This window comes from Arhodomonas sp. SL1 (assembly GCF_052060015.1).
In the GTDB taxonomy this organism is placed as follows: Bacteria; Pseudomonadota; Gammaproteobacteria; order Nitrococcales; family Nitrococcaceae; genus Arhodomonas.
Window position 1 is genome coordinate 727,898 of record NZ_JBPODZ010000001.1, and the last position, 16,049, is coordinate 743,946.

General features: G+C 68.2%; 14 protein-coding genes. All 14 read right to left on the reverse strand.

Translation table 11 applies throughout. The features are described 5' to 3' along the window. Positions 1-65 precede the first annotated feature (65 nt). Entirely contained in the window at positions 66-3,581 is a 3,516-nt protein-coding gene (gene dnaE, locus ACQ754_RS03505; protein WP_440995598.1) for a DNA polymerase III subunit alpha, read from the reverse strand. 43 nt (positions 3,582-3,624) lie between these two features. Continuing rightward, positions 3,625-4,218, reverse strand: coding sequence for a ribonuclease HII (locus ACQ754_RS03510; RefSeq protein WP_440995599.1), 594 nt, complete (start codon positions 4,216-4,218; stop codon positions 3,625-3,627). Next, on the reverse strand, positions 4,215-5,336 hold the full coding sequence (gene lpxB / locus ACQ754_RS03515; protein WP_440995600.1) for a lipid-A-disaccharide synthase: 1,122 nt from the start codon (positions 5,334-5,336) through the stop codon (positions 4,215-4,217). Before lpxB ends, ACQ754_RS03510 begins: the two co-directional genes overlap by 4 nt. 20 nt (positions 5,337-5,356) lie before the next feature. Then, the gene (lpxA, locus tag ACQ754_RS03520; protein ID WP_440995601.1) at positions 5,357-6,127 is read right to left on the reverse strand and encodes an acyl-ACP--UDP-N-acetylglucosamine O-acyltransferase; all 771 of its coding nucleotides are present in this window, start codon (positions 6,125-6,127) and stop codon (positions 5,357-5,359) included. Continuing rightward, positions 6,124-6,600, reverse strand: coding sequence for a 3-hydroxyacyl-ACP dehydratase FabZ (fabZ, locus tag ACQ754_RS03525; protein WP_440995602.1), 477 nt, complete (start codon positions 6,598-6,600; stop codon positions 6,124-6,126). The genes lpxA and fabZ overlap by 4 nt, the downstream gene beginning before the upstream one ends. After that, on the reverse strand, positions 6,593-7,645 hold the full coding sequence (lpxD, locus tag ACQ754_RS03530) for a UDP-3-O-(3-hydroxymyristoyl)glucosamine N-acyltransferase (protein ID WP_440995603.1): 1,053 nt from the start codon (positions 7,643-7,645) through the stop codon (positions 6,593-6,595). The genes fabZ and lpxD overlap by 8 nt, the downstream gene beginning before the upstream one ends. A gap of 28 nt (positions 7,646-7,673) precedes the next feature. Beyond that, complete coding sequence (locus ACQ754_RS03535) at positions 7,674-8,180, reverse strand: OmpH family outer membrane protein (protein ID WP_440995604.1); 507 nt, start codon at positions 8,178-8,180, stop codon at positions 7,674-7,676. A gap of 43 nt (positions 8,181-8,223) precedes the next feature. Then, complete coding sequence (gene bamA, locus ACQ754_RS03540) at positions 8,224-10,500, reverse strand: outer membrane protein assembly factor BamA (protein WP_440995605.1); 2,277 nt, start codon at positions 10,498-10,500, stop codon at positions 8,224-8,226. Positions 10,501-10,515: 15 nt separating this feature from the next. Further along, positions 10,516-11,883, reverse strand: a complete 1,368-nt coding sequence (gene rseP, locus ACQ754_RS03545; RefSeq protein ID WP_440995606.1) for an RIP metalloprotease RseP — start codon at positions 11,881-11,883, stop codon at positions 10,516-10,518. After that, entirely contained in the window at positions 11,880-13,064 is a 1,185-nt protein-coding gene (locus ACQ754_RS03550; RefSeq protein ID WP_440995607.1) for a 1-deoxy-D-xylulose-5-phosphate reductoisomerase, read from the reverse strand. The genes rseP and ACQ754_RS03550 overlap by 4 nt, the downstream gene beginning before the upstream one ends. After that, on the reverse strand, positions 13,057-13,899 hold the full coding sequence (locus ACQ754_RS03555) for a phosphatidate cytidylyltransferase (RefSeq protein WP_440995608.1): 843 nt from the start codon (positions 13,897-13,899) through the stop codon (positions 13,057-13,059). Before ACQ754_RS03555 ends, ACQ754_RS03550 begins: the two co-directional genes overlap by 8 nt. Next, on the reverse strand, positions 13,892-14,662 hold the full coding sequence (uppS, locus tag ACQ754_RS03560) for a polyprenyl diphosphate synthase (protein WP_440995609.1): 771 nt from the start codon (positions 14,660-14,662) through the stop codon (positions 13,892-13,894). Before uppS ends, ACQ754_RS03555 begins: the two co-directional genes overlap by 8 nt. 97 nt (positions 14,663-14,759) lie before the next feature. Continuing rightward, entirely contained in the window at positions 14,760-15,317 is a 558-nt protein-coding gene (frr, locus tag ACQ754_RS03565; protein WP_440995610.1) for a ribosome recycling factor, read from the reverse strand. A 4-nt stretch (positions 15,318-15,321) separates the two neighbouring features. Further along, positions 15,322-16,041 (reverse strand): UMP kinase, encoded by a 720-nt coding sequence (gene pyrH, locus ACQ754_RS03570; protein ID WP_440995611.1) that lies wholly within the window; start codon positions 16,039-16,041, stop codon positions 15,322-15,324. Between the last annotated feature and the right edge of the window lie 8 nt (positions 16,042-16,049).

The following is a 16,049-nucleotide window of genomic DNA, read 5'->3' on the forward strand; positions in this document are numbered from 1 at the left end:
CGCTGGCCGTTCCGCAACACTGCCGTAACAGGCGCGAGACTATAACACGGGGCCGGCGGGTGCACTCAGTACTCCATTCGCACAGCGCCGTCCCGGGCAAGGGTTCCGAGACGGCGCAGCAACTCATCACTAGGCCGCACCCGCCAATCCTCGCCGAGCCGGAGCAGCGCCCGTGCACCGTCACCCCGGTAATCCAACACCACCGGGCAGCGGCCCTCACGATACGGCGAAAGGGTATCCCGCAGCTCTGTGATGAGCCCGTTGGCGGCCGCCGTGGCATCCACGGCCAGCAACAGGCCACGGGCGAACCGCTCGCGGGCCTCCCCGATATCCATCACCGTCTCCGCGGAAACCCGGTAGCCATCGCTGAACTCGTCATAGCCCAGTTCGCCCTGTACCACTACCAGGGCGTCCCGGACCAGCAGATGGCGGAAGCGCTCGAAGGCCTCCGGGAATACCACCACCTCCAGCCGTCCGGTGCGGTCGTCCAGGGTCACCGCGGCCAGGCGCCCGCCGGTCTGGGTCGGACGCACCCGCAAACCCACCACCAACCCGGCCACCGTGACCCGTGCCTCGCCGTTGCGCCGTCGCCCCCCTTCCACCGCCGATTGCCCGTTACCACCGGCGATCTGGTTGAGGCGGGCGGTGATGAAGGACTGGATCTCCGACTCGTACCGCTCGATCGGGTGGCCGGTGAGATACAGGCCCAGTATCTCCTTCTCCGCAGCGAGGCGTTCCCCTTCCTCCCATTCCGGCAACGGGCGCCGCGTGACCGCCGGCACCGCCTCGCCGGGCTCACCCAGGCCGAACAGGTCGTCCTGCCCCGTGGCCGCGTTGCGGCTGGTCTGCTCTGCGGCCCGCAGGGCCTCCGGGAGGTAGTGCATGGCGGTGGCCCGGTTCTCGCAAATGCTATCCAGGCTGCCCGAGCGGATCAGTGCCTCGAGCACGCGTTTGTTCAGTCGCCGCAGGTCCACCCGGGCGCACAGGTCGAAGAGATCACGGAATGCGCCGCCGCTCTCGCGCTCGGCGATCAGGGCCTCGATGGCGGAGTGGCCCACCCCCTTCACGGCCCCGAGCCCGTAGACGATGGTCCGCGGGTCCCGGGCCCGGAACATCCAGTCCGAGCGGTTGACGTCGGGCGGCTCCACGGCGAGGCCCATGGAGCGGCACTCCTCGATGAAGGTCACCACCTTGTCGGTGTTGTCCATATCCGAGGACAGCACCGCCGCCATGAACGGGGCCGGCTCGTGGGTCTTCAACCAGGCGGTCTGATAGGAGAGCAGCGCATAGGCGGCGGAGTGGGACTTATTGAAGCCGTAACCGGCGAACTTCTCCATCAGGTCGAAGATCGCCTCGGCATGGGATCGTGACATCCCCCGCTCGGTGGCGCCGGCGAGAAACAACTCGCGCTGCTTGGCCATCTCCGCGGGCTTCTTCTTCCCCATGGCCCGGCGCAGCAGATCGGCACCGCCGAGGCTATAGCCGGCGAGCACCTGGGCGATACGCTGGACCTGCTCCTGGTAGAGGATCACCCCGTAGGTGGGCTTGAGTATGGGCTCAAGGTCGTCGTGATGGAGCTCGGCGGTGGGGTAGGCCACCGCGGTGCGGCCATGCTTGCGGTCGATGAAGTCCTCGACCATGCCCGACTGCAGCGGCCCGGGCCGGAACAGCGCCACCAGGGCGATGATATCCTCGAAGCTGTCGGGCTGCAGCCGGCGGATGAGATCCTTCATCCCCCGGGACTCCAACTGGAAGACCGCGGTGGTCCGGCAGGCCTTGAGCTGGTCGAAACTCGCCGGGTCATCGAGGGGGATGTCGGCGATGTCCAGGGGCGCCTCGCCGCGCTCGGCGCGGATGGCATTCACCGCCTTCACCGTCCAGTCGATGATGGTCAGCGTACGCAACCCCAGGAAGTCGAACTTCACCAGGCCCACCGCCTCGACATCGTCCTTGTCGTACTGGGTAGCGAGCCCGCCGCCGCCGGGCTCACAGTACAGCGGCGCGAAGTCCGTGAGCGCCGAGGGGGCGATGACCACACCACCGGCGTGCTTGCCGACGTTGCGGGACATGCCCTCGAGCTTGCGGGCCATGTCGATCAGCGTCTGCACCTCCTCGTCGCGCTGGTAGAGCTCGCGGAGCTCTTCTTCCTGCTCCAGGGCCTTATCCAGGGTCATGCCCAGCTCGAAGGGCACCAGCTTGGCGATTCGGTCGACATAGCCGTAGGGATGGCCGAGGACGCGGCCCACGTCGCGCACCACCGCCCGCGCCGCCATGGTGCCGTGGGTGGCGATCTGCGAGACCTTGTCGCGACCGTATTTCTCCGCCACGTAATCGATGACCTCGTCGCGGCGCTCCATGCAGAAGTCCACGTCGAAGTCCGGCATGGATACCCGCTCAGGGTTCAGAAAGCGCTCGAAGAGAAGGTCGTAACGCAGCGGGTCGAGGTCGGTTATATCCAGGGAATAAGCCACCAACGAGCCGGCACCGGAGCCCCGTCCCGGTCCCACCGGGATGCCGTTCTCCTTGGCCCAGCGGATGAAATCGGCAACGATGAGGAAGTAGCCCGGGAAACCCATCTGCTCGATCACGCCCAGCTCGTGATCCAGCCGCTGCTCGTAGTGCTCGCGGATGGCGCCCGGGTCCAAGGTGTCGGCGGTGATGATGCGCTCGAGGCGACGCTCGAGGCCGCGACGCGCCTCGGCGGCCAGGTATTCGTCGATGCCCATGCCCGCGGGCACGGGAAAGTCGGGCAGCACATTCTGCCCCAGGGTCAGACTCAGATTGCAGCGCCGGGCGATCTCCAGGGTGTTTTCCAGGGCCTCCGGGATGTCCGAGAACTGCTCGGCCATCTCCTCGGGGCTGCGCAGGTACTGTTCCGGGCTGTAGCGGCGGGGCCGGCGCTTGTCATCGAGCGTCCGACCATCGTGGATACAGACCCGTGCCTCATGGGCGTCGAAGTCCCCGCGGGCCAGGAAGCGGACGTCATTGGTCGCCACCACGGGCGTCCCCGTCTCGGCGGCCAGCGCGACCGCGGCGTGGACATGGGCCTCGTCTCCGGGACGACCGGTGCGTTGGAGCTCCAGGTAATAGCGCCCGGGGAATTGCCGCTCCCAGAAGGCCAGGCGCTCCCGGGCCTCCGCCCCATGACCGGCCACCAGGGCGTGGCCCACGTCCCCCGAACCGGCGCCGGAGAGCACGATCAGCCCCTCATTCCACTGCGCCAGCCACTGGCGGTCCACCAGGGGGATTCCGGTCTCCTGCCCATGGAGATAGCTCTCGGTGAGCAGCCGGGTCAGCGAGCCATAGCCCTCATCGTCGGCGCACAGCAGTGTCGCCCGGTAGTGGCCCTCCGGCGCACCGCTGTCGGCGATGCGGATATCCGCGCCGATGATCGGCTTGATCCCCGCCGCCAGCGCCGCCTGATAGAACTTCACCATGCCGAAGAGATTGCCCTGATCGGTGATGGCCACCGCCGGCATGCCCATCTCCCGGCAGGCCTCCATCAGCGGGGCGATGCGGACCACCCCATCGATCAGGGAGAACTCGGTATGCAGATGCAGGTGTACGAAGCGCGCTGTCATGGGATCCGTTCATTGGCGGGGTTGCTCGCCGCAGCCCCTCAGTCTACTGGGCCGCACCGTCGGCCACCAATCGTGCCGCCTCACGGACCGGACGAAAGGAGTGCCGATGCAGCGGACAGGGCCCCAATCGGGCCAGCGCCTCCAGGTGCTCGCGGGTGCCGTAGCCCTTATGGCCGGCGAATCCGTAGCCCGGATAACGCCGGTCGGCGGCGATGAGCTCGGCATCCCGGGCCTGCTTCGCGACGATGGAGGCGGCGGCGATGGCCGGCTCGCTAGCATCACCGCCAATCACTGCCCGTGTCGGGCAGCCGAGCTCGGGGCAGTCGCGCCCGTCGACCAGCACCAGGGCGGGCACCCAGGGAAGCGCGGCCACCGCCCGCGCCATGGCCAGGAAGGTGGCCTCGCGGATATTCACAGAGTCGATCTCCGCCACCTCGGCGCGGCCCAGGGCCCAGGCGACGGCCTCGTCGCGTATGCGTACGGCGAGCGTCGCCCGGCGCCGCGCCGTCAGGCGCTTGGAGTCGGCGACACCCGCGACGCCCGCCGGCGGGAGGATCACGGCGGCGGCGACCACGGGACCGGCCAGGGGCCCGCGGCCGACCTCGTCGACCCCGGCGACAGGGTATCCGGCGCTCATCCCACCACGGCCTCGACCGCCTCTGCGGCGCGGCGGTCCGCGTCCTGGCGGAGCGCCTCGTGCAGCGCGGTGAAACGCGCCCGGATGGTCGCCGCCCGGTCCTGGTCCTCCAGCAGCTCCTCCACGGCCGCCGCCAACGCATCGGGCGTTACCGCTTCCTGGATGAGCTCCGGGACCAGCCCCTCGCCGGCGAGCAGGTTGGGCAGGGCGAAATAGGGAGTGTGCAGCAACCCCAGCCGGCGCACCAGCCAGGCGGTGGCCGGGGCCACCGCGTAGGCCACGACCATCGGGCGCTTGAGCAGCATCGCCTCCAAGGTCGCCGTACCCGAGGCGGTCAGCACGACATCCGCCGCCCCCATCGCCTCCGCGGAGCACCCCTCCAGCAGGGTAACCGCCGTCTCAACCCCCCGTTCGGCGAGCATCCCACGAAAGTATTCCGCCAACGCCGGCGTGGCCATGGGTGCCAGCACCCGCAGACCCGGGTGCCGGGCAAGCAGCACGGCCACGGCCCCGGCGAAGGCCGGTCCGAGGCGTGCTACCTCTCCGGCCCGGCTGCCGGGGAGCACGGTAAGGATGCGATCATTCCCGCTCATCCCCACCGTCTCCCGATAGCCCCCTACATCCGGCACGAGATCGAAACGGTCCGCGGCCGGGTGGCCGACAAAGCTCACCGGCACCCCCCGGGCCTCGTAAAAGGCCGCCTCGAAGGGCAGCAGGGTGAGCATCCGATCCACCGAACGGGCGATACCGCGCACCCGCCCCTGGCGCCAGGCCCATACCGTTGGGCTGACATAATGCACGGTATGCACGCCGTGCTCCCGCAGCCGCCGCTCCAGCCCCAGGTTGAAGTCCGGGGCATCGATGCCGATGAAGACATCCGGCGGATCCGCCCGCCACCGCCGCAGCAGTGCGCGCCGTACCCCGACCAGCCGGGGTAGGTGCCGGATCACCTCCACCAGCCCCATCACCGAGAGGATCTCCAGCGGATAGAGACCCTCCAGCCCCTCCCCCCGCATCGCCGGACCACCGATGCCCTCGAAGCGAATCCCCGGATGGCGATGCGCCAGCTCCCGCATGAGCCCCGCGCCGAGCAGGTCCCCGGACAGCTCCCCCGCCACCAACGCCACCCGCTGCATGGTCAGCGGATGATGCCCCGATGGCTGGCACGCACAAACGTCGCGAGCGCCGCCACGGCTGGATCCGTTCGATCGGCGAGCTCCGCGGCGGCCTCCTCGACCCGCAGCCCCGAGCGATAGAGGACACGGTATGCCTCCTTGAGCTCGCGGATCTCATGGCGGCTGAAGCCGTGACGGCGCAGGCCCTCCAGGTTCAACCCCCGCGGCGTCGCCCGTTGACCCGCCGCCATCACGTAGGGGGGGACGTCCCGGTCCACGTGGGCGCCGAAGGCCAGGAACGAGTATGCCCCGAGCCGGCAGAATTGGTGCACCAGGGAGAAACCGCCGAGGATCACATGGTCGGCAACCTCCACATGCCCTGCCAGCGAGGCGTTGTTGGCGAACACCGTATGGCTGCCGATCAGGCAGTCGTGGGCGATATGGCAATAGGCCATGATCCAGTTGTCGTCACCGATACGGGTGACCCCGCCGCCATCGCCGGTACCGCGGTTGATGGTGACAAACTCGCGTATGGTGTTGCCGTCCCCGATCTCGAGGTAGGTAAGCTCGCCGCGGAACTTCTTGTCCTGGGGTTGCTCGCCCACCGAGGCGAACTGGAAGATGCGATTGTCCGCGCCGATGCGGGTGGGTCCCTGGATGACCACGTGGGGCCCCACCCAGCTACCGGCGCCGATCGAAACCTCCGCACCGATGATGCTATAGGCGCCGACGTGGACTCCATCGGCTACCGTTGCCGAGGGATCGATGACAGCGGTTGGGTGGACCTCGCTCACACTTCCCTCATCGTGCACCGGATCTCGGCGCTGACCGCCACCGCCCCGTCCACCCGCGCCTCCACGGCGAACATCCAGATACCACGCATGTTGCGGTTGAACCGTGCCGCGAGCCGTAGCTGGTCGCCCGGCTCCACGGGCCGCTTAAACTTCGCCTTGTCGATGCCGACCAGGTAGAAGAGCTTGGAATCGTCCGGCTGCTCCTCGTCGGGCTGCATCTCCCGGGTGCGGAAGGCCAGCAACCCGCAGGCCTGGGCCAGCGCCTCGAGGATCAGCACCCCGGGCATAACCGCGCGCTGGGGGAAATGCCCCTGGAAGAAGGGCTCGTTGGCGGTCACGTTCTTCACCGCCTCTATGGACTCGCCGGGGCGGCACGCGACCACCCGGTCCACCAGCAGGAACGGATAGCGGTGGGGGAGGTAGTTCTTGATTCGGTGGGTATCCATACCCTCGCACGTGTCGTTGTCAGTCATGGTTCTTCCGTTGTTGGGATTCGGCGTTTTCCAGCCGGCGCTCGAGCTCGCGCAGCCGCCGCGCCATACTGTCGAGCTGGTTGAAACGTGCCGCATTGCGCCGCCACTGCCGGGCGGGTGCCATGGGTGTACCCGAGGCGTAGGCGTCCGCCTCGCGGATGTCGTGGGTGATCCGCGCCATGGCGGTCAATACGCTCCCGTCGGCGATCTCAAGGTGCCCGGCGATCCCGGCACCGCCGGCGACGCTCACCCCGCGGCCAAGCCGCGTACTGCCCGCGACCGCCGAGCAGCCGGCCATGGCGGAGTGCGCCCCGATGCGGCAGTTATGCGCGACCTGGACGAGGTTGTCGATCTTGACGCCGTCCTCGATGACGGTGTCCTCCAGGGCCCCGCGGTCGACGGTCGCATTGGCGCCGATCTCCACGTCGTCACCGATGACCACCCGGCCGATCTGGGGCACCTTCTCCCAGCGCTCCCCATCCCGGGCATAGCCGAAGCCATCCGCACCCACGACCGCCCCGCCGTGGATGATGACTCGGTCGCCGATCACCGCGCCGGGATAGATCACCGCGCACGCCCGGATCCGGCAGTCCGCACCGACGCGGCTGCCCTCGCCCACCACCGCGTTGGCCTCGATGACCGAACGGGCCCCCACCCGCGCGCCAGCCGCGACCACCGCCCCCGGCGCCACATGGGCGGTCTCTTCCAGCACCGCGTCCGCGGCGACATGGGAACCGGGCTGCGCCCCTGCCGGGTGGGCCGGCTCCGGATGCAACACCTGCGCGGCGCGCGCGAAGGCAAGGTGGGGATGGTCGCTGAGCAGCGCCGCGGTATGCAGCCCCTCGGCATCCCGCCGTCGCAGTATTACCGCCGTCGCACGGGTGGTCGCGAGTTCCTGACGCAGGCGGGAATCGGACAGGAAACTGACCGCACCCGGCGTGCCAGTCGTCAACGGCGCTACCGCCCGGACCCGCGCGGCGCCGTCGCCGATCAACTCACAGCCGATCCGCTCGGCAAGATCCTGTAGGGGTATCCCCTGCTCCACCTGGAACCTCTTCTTCCGGCGCGGGGCGTCAGCCGCCCTGCTGGTTGCGTTCGAACTCCCGTCGCAGGCGCTCGATGATGCGGTCGGTGATGTCCACCGCGTCACTGGCGTAGATCACGCCGTCACTGACTACCAGGTCATAGCCCTCGGAGTCGGCATATTCGCTCACGGTCTGCAGGATCCGTCGCTGCAGTGCGCCGAGCTCCTCGTTGCGCCGCATGTTGAAGTCCTCCCGGAACGCGTCCTGGGTGCGCTGGATATCCCGGCGCAGGCCGACGACCTCCCGCTGCAACGCCTGGCGCTCGGATTCGCTCATCTCCAGCGAACGCCCCTGCATGCGTTCCTCGAGGCGCTGGAGCTCCTCCTGCATGGCCACAATCTCCTGGTCACGCGGTTCGAACTCCTCCTCGAGCTTGCGTCGTGCGGCGTCGGCCTGGGGGGCCTCCGAGGAGACCTTGCCCGGATTCACGAAGCCGATACGGAGCTCCTCGGCGGCCGCCGACGTGCCGCCGGCCAATGCCAGCACCGCTGCCATTGCCGCAACGAGCCACCACCCCAGGCGCGGGCGGGACAGGCCGTCAGAAGAATGTGCCCAGGGAGAACTGGAAGAACTGTGTGTCATCGCCGGATTCGTCGTTCAGTGGGTAGGCCACACTCATGCTCAGCGGGCCCACCGGGGAGTACCAGATCATGCCGAGACCAGCAGCGTAGCGTATGGCGCCGGCATCCACATCCTGATCATAGGTATTGTAGACCTGGCCACCATCCACGAAGGTCGTGAAGCGGATATCGCTGTCGCCGTCCCCGGGCGGCGGTACGCGCAGCTCCACGGAGCCCAAGGCGCGGAAGTTACCGCCCACCGGATCGTCGTTCTCGTCACGGGGGCCGAGGGAGTTGCTGGAGAAGCCGCGCACCGAGTTGTTGCCGCCGGCGTAGAAGTTCTCGAAGAACGGCAGCCGCTCGGTGCCCCCGAAGCTGTCGCCATAGGCGAGTGACCCCTCCATCGCCAGGGTCAGCCAATCGGCGATGGCGGCATAACGCTGGTGCCTGTAGGTGGCACGGTAGTACTCCAGGTCACTGCCGGGGATGGCGGTGGTCAGGCTCAGCCGCTGCTGGCTCCCCTCGCTGGGGAAGATCGCCCGGTCCCGGGAGTCCCGGTTCCAGGACAGCGCTATGCGATAGGTGGTGTTGGTGGTCCCGTTGCGGTCAACGAAAGCCTGCTGGATCTCCGTGGGCTCCTGGTTGAGTTCGAGCTCTAGGTCCTCCACCTCGATATCGGCACCGATGGTGTCGTTGCCGGTCACCGGGACCCGATAACCGTAGGTGCCGGTCATGCTCTTGATGCCGAACTCCGAGAGATCCGCCTCGTCGGCATCGGTGTCCCGATAGGCCAGGCTGATGTTGCGGTCAATACCCGAAAGGGTGTGATACCGGTCCAGATAGGAAAGCCGGTACACGGTATTGGCGTCATCGTTGTTGGCGTTGAACGCGAGCCGGTCGCCGGAGCCGAAGACGTTATCCTGCTCGACGCCGAAGTTCAGCAGCAGTCCCTGGTCCGTGCCGTAGCCGATGCCGGCGCGGATGCTGCCGGACAGCCGCTCCTGCACCGAGACATCCACGTCCACCTGGTCCTGACTGCCGGGGACGCGGGGCGTCTCGATATTCACGTTGTCAAAGAAACCAAGCCGGTCCAGGCGCCGGCGGGATTCGGCGACGTCCTCGGTGGACAGCCAGGCCCCTTCGTACTGACGCAGCTCCCGGCGGATGACGTCGTCACGGGTGCGCTCGTTGCCGGATATGTTGATCCGGCGCACGTACACCCGCTCCGCGGGATCGACGAAGAAGGTCACATCCACCGTGCCCTCCTCCTCGTTGACCTCCGGCACGGCATTGACGTTGGCGAAGGCGTAGCCGCGCTCGCCGAGCTTGTCCCGGAACGCCTCGGAGGTCTCCACCACGGCGGAGCGGGAATACAGGGTACCCGGCTCCAGGGCGACCACATCCCGCAGCTCCTCCTCCGAGTAGACCAGGTCACCGGCGAGCGAGACTTCGCCGGCACGGAACTGCTCGCCCTCATCGAGATTGACCGTTACGTGAATGCGCCGGCGATCCGGGCTGATCGAGACCTGGGTCGAGGTAATGGTGAAGTTGACGAAGCCCCGATCCTGGTAGAAGGAACGCAGCCGCTCGAGGTCACCGGCCAGGCGTTGGCGGGAGTACCGGTCGGCATCCGAGAAGAAGCGGTACCACGGCACCGGACCCATCTCGAAGGCATCACGCAGGTCGTCGTCATCGAAGCGCTCATTGCCGACGAACTGGATCTCCTGAACCGCCGCCGGTTCCCCCTCACGGATGTCGAGGCGCACGCTTACGCGGTTGCGCGGCAGCGGCGAGACGGTACTGTCGACCTGCACGTCATAGTGGCCGAGGGAGAAATACTGCTGGCGAAGCTCACGCTCCACCCGGGCGAGCAGGGCCCGGTCCAGGGTCTGACCCTCGGCGAGCCCTGCACCCTCCAGCCCCGCGAGGAGATCGTCATCGCCGACCTCGTTGTTGCCGTGCAGCTCGATGCGGGCAATGGCGGGACGCTCCACGGCCTCTACCACCAACACATCGCCGTCGCGCCGCAGGGTCACGTCCTGGAAGAATCCGGTGTCATAGAGCGAACGGATCGCCCGACCCACCTGCTCCTCACTGATCCGGTCACCGACCTGCACCGGGAGGTAGTTGAACACCGTCCCCGCGGAGATGCGACGCAGCCCCTCCACCCGAATGTCCTCCACCTGGAACGGCTCCATGGCCGCCACCGGCGCTACGGCGAGGGAAAACGCGAGTGCAACCAGCGATCTACGCATTCGCCTGTCGATTCCTTATCCGCTCGGCCCGATCAGTCGGGCGATGTCGTTATAGAAGGCCAGCGCCATGAGCAACCCCAGTAGCAGCAGCCCGATCTGCTGCCCGGCCACCTGCGCGGCTTCCGACAGGGGCCGCCCCCGGACCCACTCGATGCCGTTGAACAGCAGGTGACCACCGTCGAGCACCGGAACCGGAAGCAGGTTCAGTATCCCAAGGCTGATGCTGACGATGGCGAGGAACCGGAGAAACGGTACCACACCCAGCTCGGCGGACTGCCCCGCATACTGAGCGATATTGATGGGTCCGCTCAAGTTCTTCACCGACGCCTCGCCGGTGACCATGCGCACCAGCATCTTGAGCGTAACCACGCCCGCCTCCCAGGTGGCGCCGGTGGCTTCGGCCACTGCGGCCAGGGGACCGTACTGCACCGTCTGCTGCATCCCCTCCAGGGCGGAACGGTCGAATCGCGGCGACACCCCCAGGCGCCCGATGGGCCCGTCGGGGCCGGCGACGGATTCGAGCACCGCCTCGAGGCGCCGCTCGCCGCCATCCCGGCGCACGGTGAATGCCACTTCCTCGCCGGGACGGGCCCGCACGTACTCCACCAGCGCCCGCCACTGCCCCACCGGCTGATCGTCCACCGCGATGATCTCATCACCGGCCGCCAGCCCCGCCCGCGCCGCTGGCCCGTCGGGCATCAGCTCGGCGATCACCGGCTCGACCTCGGGCCGCCACGGCCGGATACCGAGCGCGCCGAGCACGTCCGGCTCCTCGCCGAAGGCGCCAATGGAGGCCACGTCGAGGAAGCGCTCCTGCTCACGCCCCTCCGGGGTCTCCACCGTCAATGCCAGGGCCCGATTACCCGGACCCTCGGAGAGCAACTGCATGAGCACGTCGTCCCAGGTGGCGGTGGGTTCGCCGGCCACTGCGCGAATCCGGTCACCTCGTTCGAGACCGGCCGCCGCGGCGGCGCTTTCGGGGGCGATGTCGCCGAGCACGGGCTTGAGCTCGGTGGTGCCGATGACGAACATCGCCCAGTAGGCCACCACGGCAAAGAGGAAGTTGAAGCCCGGCCCGGCGAAGAGGATGGCATTGCGGACCCACAGGGGCTTGCGGTTGAACGCCCGGTGACGCTCGTGCTCCGGTACATCCTCCTCGCGCTCGTCGAGCATCTTCACGTAGCCGCCCAGGGGGATCGCGGAGAGGGCATACTCGGTGCCGTCCGCCCCCTGTCGGCGCCAGATCACCCGACCGAAGCCCACGGAGAAGCGCAGCACCTTGACCCCGAGCCGCCGCGCCACCCAGAAGTGGCCGAACTCGTGGACGGTGACCAGCAGCCCCAGGGCCACGATGAAGGCAATGATATTGGTGAGCACGCTCACGGGCGCCCTCCTGCGTCGTTGACGATGCGGCCGGCTTGCTCGCGGGCGAGCCGGTCGCTGTCCATCACCTGCGCCAGCGAGGACACGGGCTCCGAGGGCAGCGCGTCCAGGGTGGCGGCGATCACCTCCGCGATCCCGGTAAAGCCAAGGCGCCCCTCCAGGAAGGCCGCCACCGCGACCTCGTTGGCGGCATTGAGGACGGCCGGCGCACTGCCACCTTCCACCAGGGCCGCACGGGCCAGCCCCAGGCAGGGAAAGCGTTCACCGTCCGGCGGCTCGAAATCCAGGCGCGCCACGCTGAAAAGATCCAGCGGCGTGACGCCGGCATCGATGCGCTCCGGGGCAGCCAGGGCATGGGCGATGGGCGTGCGCATATCCGGGTTGCCCAGCTGCGCGAGGACCGAACCATCCACGTACTCGACCAGGGAGTGGATCACGCTCTGAGGGTGGATGACCACCTCCACCGCCTCGGGCTGCAGGCCGAACAGGAGGCAGGCCTCGATGTACTCCAGCCCCTTGTTCATCATGGTAGCGGAATCCACCGAGATCTTGCGCCCCATCTGCCAGTTCGGGTGGGCGCAGGCCTGCTCCGGTGTAACCCCGTCCAGGCTCTCCACGCTATGGGCACGGAACGGCCCGCCGGAGGCGGTGAGCAGCACCCGTCGGACCCCGTGCGCCGCCGCCGCGCCGCGCTGGAAGCCCGGCGGCAGGCACTGGAAGATGGCATTGTGCTCACTGTCGACGGGCAGCAACTCGGCACCGCCGCGCTCGGCCGCCTCCAGCAGCAGCGGGCCGGCCACCACCAGGGACTCCTTGTTGGCCAGCAACACCCGATGGCCGCCGGCGACAGCGGCCATGGTCGGCGCCAGGCCCGCCGCCCCCACGATGGCGGAGATCACCACCCCGCGGGGGGCGGCCTCTACGGCCTCGACCACCCCGTCCTCGCCGCCGAGCACGGCCACCGGCTCGTCACGCAAGGCCCGGCGCAGCGCCGCGGCGGCATCCGGGTCCGCCATTGCCGCCACCCGCGGTTGATGGCGCCGGCACAGCCGCTCCATCGCCTCGACGTTGCGCCATGCCGTCAACGCATGTACCGGAAAACGCGCGGGGTGGCGGGCGACCACGTCGAGGACGCTGTCACCAATGGAACCGGTGGCGCCGAGGACGACGATCTCAGGCATCGGCACCACCCCCGATCAGGGCGAGCCCCAGGGCGAACACCGGTGCCGCCGCCACCAAGGCATCGATACGGTCCAGTATCCCCCCATGTCCTGGTAGCAGCTGCCCGCTGTCCTTTAGGCCGCGCTGGCGCTTGAGCATGCTCTCGAACAGGTCTCCGATAACGCTCATGGCAATGGTGACGACGCCGAGCAACAGCCCGGCCCCCCAGAATACCGCGAACGAGGCCCCCATCCATGTGGCGACCGCCAGGGCGAGGGCCGCGGCCACAAGCCCGAGAACCAGCCCGCCGGCGGCCCCGGCCCAGGTCTTGCCCGGACTCAGTGCCGGTGCCAGGCGCCGCCGTCCCCATCGTCGGCCGGCGAAATAGCCGCCGATATCGGCACCCCACACCAACAGGAACAGCACCGTAAGCCAGAGCGGGCCGAGGGGGAAGCGATGAACCGCCAGCATGGCGGCGGCGGCGGTCAGCAACGTGATCACGCCGCCGAGACCATCCAGCCAGGGCAGTGGCCGCTGCCGTCCGCCGCTGGAGGCAAACCGCGCAATGCGCAGGCCGGGGACCAGCCACCAGGCGGCCGCCGCCGTCAGCAGCAACAAGCCTACACCGGGGCCAAGGACATACCAGGCGAGCCCGAGGGTCCCGACGGCACAGCCCACCGCGTAGGCGCCCCGCACCCAAGGGTTCGAGAGACCGGCCAGCTGCGACCATTCCCAGCCACCGGCCGCGACGACCACCGCCAGCCCCAGGGCCAGCCCCCACGGCGGCGCCCACCACACCAGGTAGACCACCAGTGGCAACAACACCACCGCGGTGATGATGCGCGTCCTAAGCACCGTCGTTACGTCCCATCTGCCCGGTGGTCATACCGAAACGCCGCTCCCGATTGGCGAACCACTCCAGGGCCCGGTCGAGTTCGACGGCGTCGAAATCCGGCCACAGCAGATCGGTGAAATACAGCTCCGTGTAGGCCAGCTGCCAGATGAGGAAGTTGCTGATACGGCGCTCGCCGCCGGTTCGGATGAACAGGTCCGGGTCGGGCTGCCCGGCCAGGCTGAGCCGTTCGGCCAGGGCGTTATCATCCAGGGAATCCGGCGGGCGCGCCCCCTCGGCGACCTCCCGCGCGAGGGCCTGCGCCGCCTGGACGATGTCCCAGCGGCCGCCGTAGCCGACGGCCACATTCAGCGCCAGGCACCGGTTGTCCGCCGTACGCCGCTCGGCCTCCAGCATCCGCTCGTGCAGCGCCCCGGAGAGCCGCCGATGATCGCCAATGAACCGCAACCGCACACCGCTATCGGCCAGCCGGCCGGTCTCGCGCTCCAGTGCCCGCAGGAACAACTCCATGAGCATGCGCACCTCCGCGGGCGGACGGCGCCAATTCTCACTACTGAAGGCGAACAGGGTGACGGAAGGGATACCCCGGTCAATACAGCCCTGGACCACGCGGCGTGCCGCCTCGGCGCCGGCACGGTGTCCGTGGTGGCGTGGGCGATTGCGTCGGTAGGCCCAGCGGCCGTTTCCGTCCATGATCACGGCCAGGTGGCGGGGCAGTTTCGCGTCCGACCTGGGCTTGTCCGAATCGGGCTCTGCGGCTGTCATGTCCTCTCCACGGTCGGGGGACGGCAGGGGCGGACCCAGACCGCCTTCGGCACGCCGGGGTCGCTGCCCGGCAGCGACCCCGGTACCCGATCCGGGATCAGATCTCCATGAGCTCCGCTTCCTTGTCCTTGAGGAGCTGGTCCACCTCGGCGATGCGACGGTCGGTGATCTTCTGGATCTCGTCCTCCCCGTGCTTGCGATCGTCCTCGGTGATCTCCTTCTCCTTGGCGAGGGATTTGAGGTCGCCGTTGGCATCCCGCCGTATATTGCGGATGGCCACGCGTGCCTGTTCCGCCTCCCCCCGGACCACCTTGATCAGGTCCTTGCGCCGTTCCTCGGTGAGGGCGGGCAACGGGATGCGGATCACCGCCCCGGCGGAGTTCGGTGTCAGCCCCAGGTCCGACTCCATGATCGCCTTTTCAACGGGCTGGATCATGTTCTTCTCGTAGGGGGTGACCACCAACGTCCGCGCATCCCCCACGGTCACGTTCGCCACCTGATTCAGCGGCACCTGGGCACCGTAGTACGAGACGGTGATGTGGTCGAGCAGGCTGGTATGCGCGCGCCCCGTGCGGATCTTATGGAAATCCTGGTTGAGGTTCTCCACACTCCGCGCCATGCGTTGATCCGCATCCTTCTTGATCTCTTCGATCATGGTCTTATCCCCTTTCCACGACCGTGCCGATGTCACGACCCTCGACGGCCCCGACGAGCCCGCCCTCGCGCGTGATATCGAATACCATGATGGGCATGTTCTGGTCGCGACACATGACGATGGCGGTAGCGTCCATGACGTTGAGCTTGCGCTCGATGACCTCGTCATAGGTAAGGCGCCGGTAGCGCACCGCCGCCGGATCCTTGACCGGGTCCGCCGAATAGACGCCGTCCACCTTGGTCGCCTTGAGCATGATGTCCGCGTTGATCTCCACCGCCCGCAGACTGGCGGCGGAATCGGTGGTGAAGAACGGGTTACCGGTACCGGCGGCGAAGATCACCACCCGGCCCTTCTCCAGGTGCCGGATGGCCCGCCGGCGAATGTAGTCCTCGCAGACCTGATTGATCTTGATCGCCGACATCACCCGCGAGAAGACCCCGGCCCGCTCCAGGGCGTCCTGGAGGGCCAGGGCATTCATCACTGTCGCCAGCATGCCCATGTGGTCACCGGTGACCCGGTCCATGCCGGCGGCGGCAAGGCCGGCGCCACGAAATATGTTGCCCCCGCCGATCACCAGCGCCACCTGCACCCCCCGCGCCACCAGCTCCCCGAGCTCCCGCGCAAGCCGCGAGGTGACCTTCGGATCGATGCCGTAGGCCTCGTTGCCCAACAGGCTCTCGCCGCTGAGCTTGATAAGGACGCGACGGTAGCGTGGATCGTTCATGCTCGGGC

What these genes read in the sequence shown, in the direction of transcription:
- dnaE (WP_440995598.1), bottom strand. Translation starts at nt 3,581, where the DNA reads ATGACAGCGCGCTTCGTACACCTGCATCTGCATACCGAGTTCTCCCTG.
- ACQ754_RS03510 (WP_440995599.1), bottom strand. Translation starts at nt 4,218, where the DNA reads ATGAGCGCCGGATACCCTGTCGCCGGGGTCGACGAGGTCGGCCGCGGG.
- fabZ (WP_440995602.1), bottom strand. Translation starts at nt 6,600, where the DNA reads ATGACTGACAACGACACGTGCGAGGGTATGGATACCCACCGAATCAAG.
- ACQ754_RS03535 (WP_440995604.1), bottom strand. Translation starts at nt 8,180, where the DNA reads ATGGCAGCGGTGCTGGCATTGGCCGGCGGCACGTCGGCGGCCGCCGAG.
- bamA (WP_440995605.1), bottom strand. Translation starts at nt 10,500, where the DNA reads ATGCGTAGATCGCTGGTTGCACTCGCGTTTTCCCTCGCCGTAGCGCCG.
- ACQ754_RS03550 (WP_440995607.1), bottom strand. Translation starts at nt 13,064, where the DNA reads ATGCCTGAGATCGTCGTCCTCGGCGCCACCGGTTCCATTGGTGACAGC.
- uppS (WP_440995609.1), bottom strand. Translation starts at nt 14,662, where the DNA reads ATGACAGCCGCAGAGCCCGATTCGGACAAGCCCAGGTCGGACGCGAAA.
- frr (WP_440995610.1), bottom strand. Translation starts at nt 15,317, where the DNA reads ATGATCGAAGAGATCAAGAAGGATGCGGATCAACGCATGGCGCGGAGT.
- pyrH (WP_440995611.1), bottom strand. Translation starts at nt 16,041, where the DNA reads ATGAACGATCCACGCTACCGTCGCGTCCTTATCAAGCTCAGCGGCGAG.